Genomic DNA, 8,076 nt, shown 5'->3' on the forward strand with positions numbered 1-8,076 from the left:
GTTAAGGGTTCTTCTCAACGCACAATAAATTTTCTCTGCATAAATGTGTGGTCTACTTTTTGTCTTTCGAAGGTTTCCAAAACAAAACCACAACTATAAAAAATAAGAAGTAAATAATAAACCAAAAATCTAAATGGCTTTGATTTATTTGTTGATGTATAAAAACAAGCATCAAAATAGATAATAATAGTTGGACAACAATACAAGATGATATCTAAAAACACTCCTTTTTTTAATGATTCTCTTCTTTATTTTTATCTTTTATTTTAGCAAATAAATTTGTTGTCTCTTCTTCAAAAACTGTTGCTAAAGGGACTAAGATATTTAACAAGCATACAAAAATTCCAAAACATATAGAGTTCCTTTTCAACAAACTTTATCACAAGTCCTATTAAAATTTTAAATACCTTATTTGTTATTTAAAGATACTTTTAGAACATTTAGGCGTATTTTATGTATATTTAATTCAAAATCATTTAAAGGATCTGAGAACACAAATATGAGCTAATTAAAAAAACAAGTCTAAACTTTTTTGATGAACCAGAGACAAATTTTTGAGATGCTTATCAGTTACATGTAAATTAAAATTTGGCATAAAATCATTTAAAAACCAACTTTGTTTTTTAGTTTTTTCGGAGACATTTTTCTTTTAAAACACCAAAATTTTGATTTGAACCCAAATCATGAATTAAGAGCATAAGAGAAATTTGCCATCTTTTACAAAGGTAGGTCTGGCGAAGCCAGACATTTCAAAGGTTTCAGAGTTTTTCTTTTGGTGCCTAAATTTTGTGTTTGTACCCAAAATGTACCCCTACATATTGTATCTGTACCCATTTTGTACCCATACTTTTTTTCGACTTTTCAATAACAAATGCTAGCTTTTTTAGCTAAAGTTCCCTATTTTTTAAGAGATAATTTTGTTTTCGAAGTGCCCAATTGCTGTAATTGAATGTGTTTTTTTCTTTATCATTTTTTGAATTAAATTACCATATTCAGTGTTATCTAAATTTAAAAGTTTATGTTTTTATTTAAGTAATTACACCGAAACTTAATATACATTTTTGATATAAAATTCATTTTAAGTCATTAATAAGTTCTGCATTTTTTCAGAGGTTCTTGTTAAATAATCGAACGAAATAATGGAATATTTTGATTAATTTTTTCAGAATTTATGCGTCATTTTTCCATATGTTAGACAAGGGTAAAAACAAAAGTAGAGCGCACATTTATGATAAGAAATTTTAATAATGTTGTGAGTATACTTAACTAAATTTTAAGATGAATATCGTATGGTATGAGCGATTTAGTCGACAATTTTATAAGTTTGAAAATTGTTAAGAGCTTCAAAGATCAACGTTAATACATTAATTTCAATTCTAATTCTGTACTTATTTTACAGTTAATAAATTGAGTATTATTAAGCTAATAATAATTATTACGAGATTGATTAAGTTTATAAAAATCTTAAAGATTTTCTTGTCATTGTATTCTGGACTTTTATATAGAAGCATGTCACACATAAACAAATTTGTTGTAAACATTCCGAATATTGAAGCTAAGATTCCAAAATGAATCTCCATAAAAATAGTTTGAATAAAAAATAAGAGAATGAAATTATTAAAAATAATAAGATTTCATAAATTAACAGAATCATGATTTTTCTCCTATAAATTAAAGTTAAAGAAAACATAAATCATCATCAATTTTCTAATGTTCAAAGCGAAAATTATTAGGAAAGCTGTTAAATGAAATGACGCAAATTTAAGAGTATATAGGATCAAGTAAAAGCATATTAGATTTTAAAAGGTGCTAAAAAGTATTATTGGAAAGTAAGTATAAAATCAATAATTCTATTAAAAATGCAATAGTCATTAGTAAACTAGTAAATTTATTTACTTATAGTGATGTGTTTAATTACTATAATAAACTTGAAATATACTTATAAAGTATCTCTTTTGCCTCTAGATATCATAGAAATGGATCTGAATCTCACTATCATTACATAAAATGACTTATCGGAAGTTATCTATCATCGTATATGCGGAGATGATATAATATGTAGGTCGCCTATCTCTCAGGCGTCAATTCAGACGCAGAGAGGAGGTGCTAATCTATGCTAGAAATCCTTGTTCACATCACGACCACAGTCATCAGTGGTTGTATTATTGCGTTATTTACGCATTGGCTACGTAATCGCAATAATAAATAGGCGACTATAGCCACACCTAAAAATCCCCTCACTATTGCCGTAGTGAGGGGATTGGTGCATCTATGCTAGTTTCCTTGTTAACTAAATTATAACACTGGTTAGTAGAGAAATGCAAAACTATATATATATACTACTACTACTTTATTAATTTTTTTAGTTTTTTTGTGAATTTTTCCAAATCATCAATATATTCCTTCAATTGTTCGGGGCTCGGTGTTTCTTCGCCTAGGGCAGATGACCTATCATGAACCCATTTTGAAGATTCTGTCATACCTTTTTCAACTTCTTCATATAATTCTCTATTAAATGGAGCTTTTTTTAGTCTAGACGTTTGAATTGCTGGATTAAATCTTTCGATAGATCCATTTAATAATAATTCTTCTATACTTTTTTCCCAAGTTTCCCTTAATTCTTCACACCACATTTTTGCCTTATAACTATATTCTAACTGTTCTTCCGGAGCATCAGAAGAGATATTGTTATAATAAGTTGTGATATTTTGAAGTTGTTCTTTTAGATAACCAATTCTTCTTTTAACAGTCATACTTATCCAAGGATGTGAGTTTGTAGAAATACCTGTTTCATTTTTAATTTTTCTAAGTGTATTATGACGACAATCAAGTTGTTTTTCTGAAGACTTATTTTGCATTAATAGTAAAAAAGGTAGGTCATGAGTGAAAATTACTACTTGCTTTTGTTGTGCTTCATCAATTAATCGATCAGCAATTATTTCTTTTCTTTTGTGATCAAGAGAAGAAACAGGGTCGTCAAATACAATACAAACATTATTTTTGTTCATTGAGGTTTCAGACAAAAAATTTGCTAAAGCAATAGCCCGTTGTTCTCCCTCGCTCAGTATGTCTATTGGTTTCTTTTCTTGTATGGTTAACTTATTTAAGGTTGTACCTTTTCTCCCCCTTTGTTTGATTTCAGCTGAAAAGTTAGCATTTAATTTTTGACATTCATTATTGAATGTCTCAATATATGTGTCAGTTACGTATTTAGAAAATAAACTGTTTTGTTTTGAAGTGATAGAACGTGTGTTAATTTTTATTTTGCTAGCATTATCTACCCACTCTTTGTTGTTTATAAAGTCTTCTATTTTAGGAAGTAATTTTTCCACTTTTAATTTATCATTAAATTCATTCTCTTTAATTTGTAGTTCTTCAATTTCCTTTTTTACACTGTCTTCATCAAGGTCTTCAATCAAATTATTTAAATTGTTTATAACTTTTTCAATTTCATTATAATCAAAATTGTAACCTTTAATTTGTGAATCCCATTGTAAATTATTGAGAGCTTTAAGGACCTTATCTTTGAGACTTTCAAAATTATTTGAAGCTTGATTAATAGAATTAAATAAATCTATATTGTCATCTTTTAGAAAGTAGCTTAATATAGAATCTTTATTTAAAATAGTTGTATTTATAAGTTTAAAGCGTCTTTCTTCCTTCTTGATAGAATTATTTTTAACGGCTAATATTTTTTCGGACTCGTTTTTTAAATATTTCCAATATTTATCTATTAGTTTTATATTACTAATATCTTGGTGACAAAAAATACAGTAATTAACACTATGATTTATAGTTGTATAATATTTATAGGCTGATTCTATAAAATCTTTCCATTCTTTTGAACCTAATTTTTCTATGTTTTCATCTTTAAATTGAGCTATCCCTTCAGTTAAAGATACGTCTTTGTAATGATTTCTCTCTTCTATCAAACCTTTAACTTCACTTAAATAAGCAGAACTAAAAAGTGGGTTGAGTTTTTTTATTGTTTTTTTAACATCTTCAAGAATTGATATTAAATTTTGGTACTCTTGTTTTTTATCAAATATTTGCATTGATTGTAATTCTGATATTCGCTTATTATTATTAGCATGATTTTCCATATCATTTTCAGTTAATTTTACTTTTATTTTTAATTCATCAAAATCATCCTTTGTATTTAAATTTAGTAACAATCTTTTGATAGAAGTTTCTTTATCAAAATGGTTTATAAATGTATTGTCTAAGGTTTTATCATTGATTTTAGCTTCAAATTTTTCTTTTAATTTTTGAACAATTTCTAATAATTTATCAAAAAATTTAAATTCTGTTGGTGAAAATGATAGTTCAGATTCTTGGGTTAAATCATGTAAAGCACTATGTGAATCAAATACCGATACATGGTCTGTATAAGGATGGTTCGAATCTTTTGGATAATATAGTTTATCTATATTACCATCATTAGTTTCAAAGTTAATATTAGCTGAAGGAGGCGACGGATTATCCTTGAATATATTGGAAAGTAATCTAGTATCTCCTCTTGAAATAAAAATATTATTAAGTAAACGAGTAAACCCTGATTTACCACTACCATTTTCACCATAGATTAGTGTTAACTGAGGACCAATAACTAAATTAGCATTATCTTTAATGGCATTTACACCAATAACATTATCTAAACCTTTCCAATTTGCTATTTTATGTTCATCAGTAGTATTAGTAATATTTCGGAATTCTATTTTTTCTCTATTAAAATTTCCATGTTCAAGGTTGTTATATTTCATAAATATAGAAAAAAAATCTTCTATATCTTCATCATAAATGTGACTCTTGTCTAGTATTTTTTTAGCTATAACTTGTTGCCAGTAAGGTTGCTCTTCAATCCATTTTACTATATCATCAATAATCACTTTTCATTCTCCTTTTATAAAAATATAGATTGCAACTTTATTATACTAATACTTTAAAAGTAGAAGATATATTTTTATTATTTTATTGTGTATATATTATCAAAAAAATTAGGCTGATAAAGGTACACTCTAATCACACATATAAAATTTTGTAATTATCACATTTGTTACTTTACTGAATGAAGTAGGATTATTTATATAATAAATATAAAGAGTCCAGAAACTTTATTTCTCGGACTCTCTTTTTTGTATATAGATATATATGTCAGTTTTGGTTTATAAAATTATTAAACTTCTTCTATAAAATATAGAAGAGTTTTAATTATTTAACAATAATTACAGGTATTTGAGAACGTTTAGCAACTTTATGACTTACACTACCAAGAACCATTTTTTGAAAACTGTTTAAGCCACGTGTACCTAAAATGATAGCTTGATATTCACCACTATTTGAAACTTCAACCACTTTATCTGTTGGAGTACCGTGAACAATTTTAATTTTGTAATTCACATTGTGTTCTGTAAATAAATCTTTAATAGATTGTAATTTACTTTCCCTTTTTTGAGTTAGATTAGTTCCTTGGTGATCATGTAAAACATCTGTTTTTGATTCTTCAATATCTACAACCGTAAGTATTGTGACAATTGTATAATCACCTATAAAATTTAGTAACTCTTGGGCTGCACGTATACTATTTTTTGAACCATCTGCTGCAAGCAAAATTGAATTATACATAAAAAACACTCCTTAATTTAAATGAGTTTCATTTAAATAACTTAGTTCTGAAATAATTTTTCGGCTATCTGCGTTTAATTTTTCAACATACACAATATTGTTTTTCTCTTCAAATTTCCTAACAATCGTATCAATGGCATTTACTGCTGAATCATCCCATAGGTGAGCGTGATCAAAATTCAACACTATGACACTATCTTCAATATTAAAATCAATTTTCTCCATCATAGAATCAATTGATACAAAGAATATCTGACCTTTAAAAGAAAAACGATGCTGCTTACCTAACTCTTTATAAATAACTTCAACTTTAGAAATTTTAGTCGCAAAGAATATAGCACTGAAAACAACACCTACAACTACACCGATAGCTAAGTTATGTGTTATTAATACAATAATAACCGTTAAAACCATAACGAATGCATCTGTTTTAGGTGCTTTTTTTATATACTTAAATGAATTCCAATCAACAGTCCCGATAGAAACCATAACCATTATCCCTGCAAGAATTGGCATCGGGATTTGAACGACTACACCACCGAGAACAATAATCATAAACATAAGTACAATACCTGCTGTAAATGTAGACAATCTACTATTTGCACCTGACTTAACATTGATTACTGATTGTCCAATCATGGCACAACCTCCCATACCGCCAAAGAAACCAGTAATAATATTAGCAATCCCTTGACCTCTTGATTCTTTGTTTTTACTACTGTGTGTATCTGTTGCATCATCTACAATTTTAGCTGTAAGTAGGCTTTCTACTAGACCCACAATAGCCATTGATAATGAATATGGGAAAATAATTTGAAGTGTTTCTAAATTAAAAGGAATGTTAGGGATTAAGAAATGAGGCAAAGTTTGCTTAATATTACCTAAATCACCTACGGTTCTTACGTCAGATCCTGTATACATATACAATGCTGTTAAAACAATTATAGCTATTAATGGGGCAGGTATAGCTTTATAAAATCTAGGAATAACATATACAATTAGTAAAGTTATAATAACGTATATATAAGTTGCTATAGATATATTAAAAATATGCTCTATTTGAGACATAAAAATCATAATACCCAATGCATTAACAAATCCAATCATAACTGGACGGGGAATAAATTTCATTAAACGACCGACTTTAAGTATTCCTAAAATTAATTGTATTAACCCCATCAATATCGTAGCAGCAAAAAGATATTCAACACCATGTTCTTTAACTAAAGGTGTGACTAAAAGCGCCACAGCCCCGGTGGCGCCAGAAATCATTGCAGGTCTACCACCCACTATGGCAGTAACAGTAGCAATGATAAATGCTGCATACAATCCCACCATCGGATCCACACCAGCAATAATTGAAAACGCAATTGCTTCTGGTATTAATGCTAGTGCTACAACGATCCCAGCAAGTATATTCTTTCTAGGCTGATTGAACCATTCAGATTTTAATTTTTCAACCATCGCTTTCTCTCCTTTATATTAATTATACTGTAAAGTATAACATAAAAGTTTCATATATATACCCCTTAATGAAACTATGTGTTATACTTTTTTATGTAAGGTGGTGTAATAAAATGAAATACGGCTACATTAGACCTGTAACAATAAATGACACTGTTACTGAACAAGCAAAGAAAATAGAAATATATACAAAAAACATTCTAAAAGAGACGCATGCTAATAATAAAAAAAGAAACGAACTAAATACATTATTAAATTCAAAATTAGTTTTTGGTGATACATTGTATATTACAGATTTGTGTATTATTGCAGATTCTACAAAACACTTAGTAGATATACTAGATTTACTTTCTGCCAAAGGAATTTCACTATATATAATTAATTTAAATAAAAATCTCATTGCAGATACCAATGAAAATTTTATAAAAACATTACATGAGATTACTGATTTTCAAAGCGACATTGTAAAATTTAGAACACGTATGGGGTTAGAGAATTATACAAGAGAAGGTAAACGTCTTGGTAGACCTAAACGTGATGATAAAAATTTAAGAGATGCTATAGAAATGTATATGAGTAAGAAATATACATTAGATGAGATAAAAGAAAAAACAAATATAAGTAGAGCCACATTATACAGACATTTAGATAAATAATACACTCCCCTTAGTTGTTAAATAAGGGGAATGTATATAGAGTATGAGTATTTTAATTATTATTTATATTAATAAAATAGAATACCTAAAATAATACCAATCAAAACAATAGCCCAAGAAGGAAGTTTAAAATACATTAATATTCTTTCCCATTTAAATAATTAGCTGTTTTAATCACTTCATCATAATTACGACATAAACGATTGCCTTAATAAAAATAGTATGAGACTCAGACCAATAGTTACTTGTGTTTCTTTGTTGTTCGAAAAAAATATAAGTGTAGATATATAATATAAAAAGAGAGTGTACAGAAAATAACCATTTTCTGTAC

At 27.6% G+C, this 8,076-nt stretch carries 5 protein-coding genes; 2 read left to right on the top strand and 3 right to left on the bottom strand.

The features are described from left to right. Positions 1–2,113 precede the first annotated feature (2,113 nt). Positions 2,114–2,209 carry a type I toxin-antitoxin system Fst family toxin gene (locus HMPREF2578_RS11025; RefSeq protein ID WP_000889978.1) on the top strand — a complete coding sequence of 32 codons (96 nt, stop codon included), beginning with the start codon at positions 2,114–2,116 and terminating at the stop codon, positions 2,207–2,209. A gap of 136 nt (positions 2,210–2,345) precedes the next feature. Here the strand turns inward: HMPREF2578_RS11025 and HMPREF2578_RS07670 are convergent, their stop codons facing one another. The 3 genes from HMPREF2578_RS07670 to HMPREF2578_RS07680 all read right to left on the bottom strand — a co-directional run bounded on the left by HMPREF2578_RS07670 (position 2,346) and on the right by HMPREF2578_RS07680 (position 7,089). Beyond that, on the bottom strand, positions 2,346–4,889 hold the full coding sequence (locus HMPREF2578_RS07670; protein WP_002487658.1) for an AAA family ATPase: 2,544 nt from the start codon (positions 4,887–4,889) through the stop codon (positions 2,346–2,348). Between the two features lie 322 nt (positions 4,890–5,211). Beyond that, entirely contained in the window at positions 5,212–5,625 is a 414-nt protein-coding gene (locus HMPREF2578_RS07675; RefSeq protein ID WP_000282781.1) for a universal stress protein, read from the bottom strand. A 12-nt stretch (positions 5,626–5,637) separates the two neighbouring features. Next, on the bottom strand, positions 5,638–7,089 hold the full coding sequence (locus HMPREF2578_RS07680; RefSeq protein WP_070508361.1) for a SulP family inorganic anion transporter: 1,452 nt from the start codon (positions 7,087–7,089) through the stop codon (positions 5,638–5,640). Positions 7,090–7,202: 113 nt separating this feature from the next. Between HMPREF2578_RS07680 and HMPREF2578_RS07685 the strand changes: the two genes are divergently transcribed. Continuing rightward, complete coding sequence (locus tag HMPREF2578_RS07685; protein WP_000873698.1) at positions 7,203–7,745, top strand: recombinase family protein; 543 nt, start codon at positions 7,203–7,205, stop codon at positions 7,743–7,745. The last annotated feature ends 331 nt before the right edge of the window (positions 7,746–8,076 follow it).

Source organism: Staphylococcus sp. HMSC072H03 (genome assembly GCF_001809305.1).
Classification (GTDB): Bacteria; Bacillota; Bacilli; order Staphylococcales; family Staphylococcaceae; genus Staphylococcus; species Staphylococcus hominis.

What these genes read in the sequence shown, in the direction of transcription:
- HMPREF2578_RS11025 (WP_000889978.1), top strand. Translation starts at nt 2,114, where the DNA reads ATGCTAGAAATCCTTGTTCACATCACGACCACAGTCATCAGTGGTTGT.
- HMPREF2578_RS07675 (WP_000282781.1), bottom strand. Translation starts at nt 5,625, where the DNA reads ATGTATAATTCAATTTTGCTTGCAGCAGATGGTTCAAAAAATAGTATA.
- HMPREF2578_RS07680 (WP_070508361.1), bottom strand. Translation starts at nt 7,089, where the DNA reads ATGGTTGAAAAATTAAAATCTGAATGGTTCAATCAGCCTAGAAAGAAT.
- HMPREF2578_RS07685 (WP_000873698.1), top strand. Translation starts at nt 7,203, where the DNA reads ATGAAATACGGCTACATTAGACCTGTAACAATAAATGACACTGTTACT.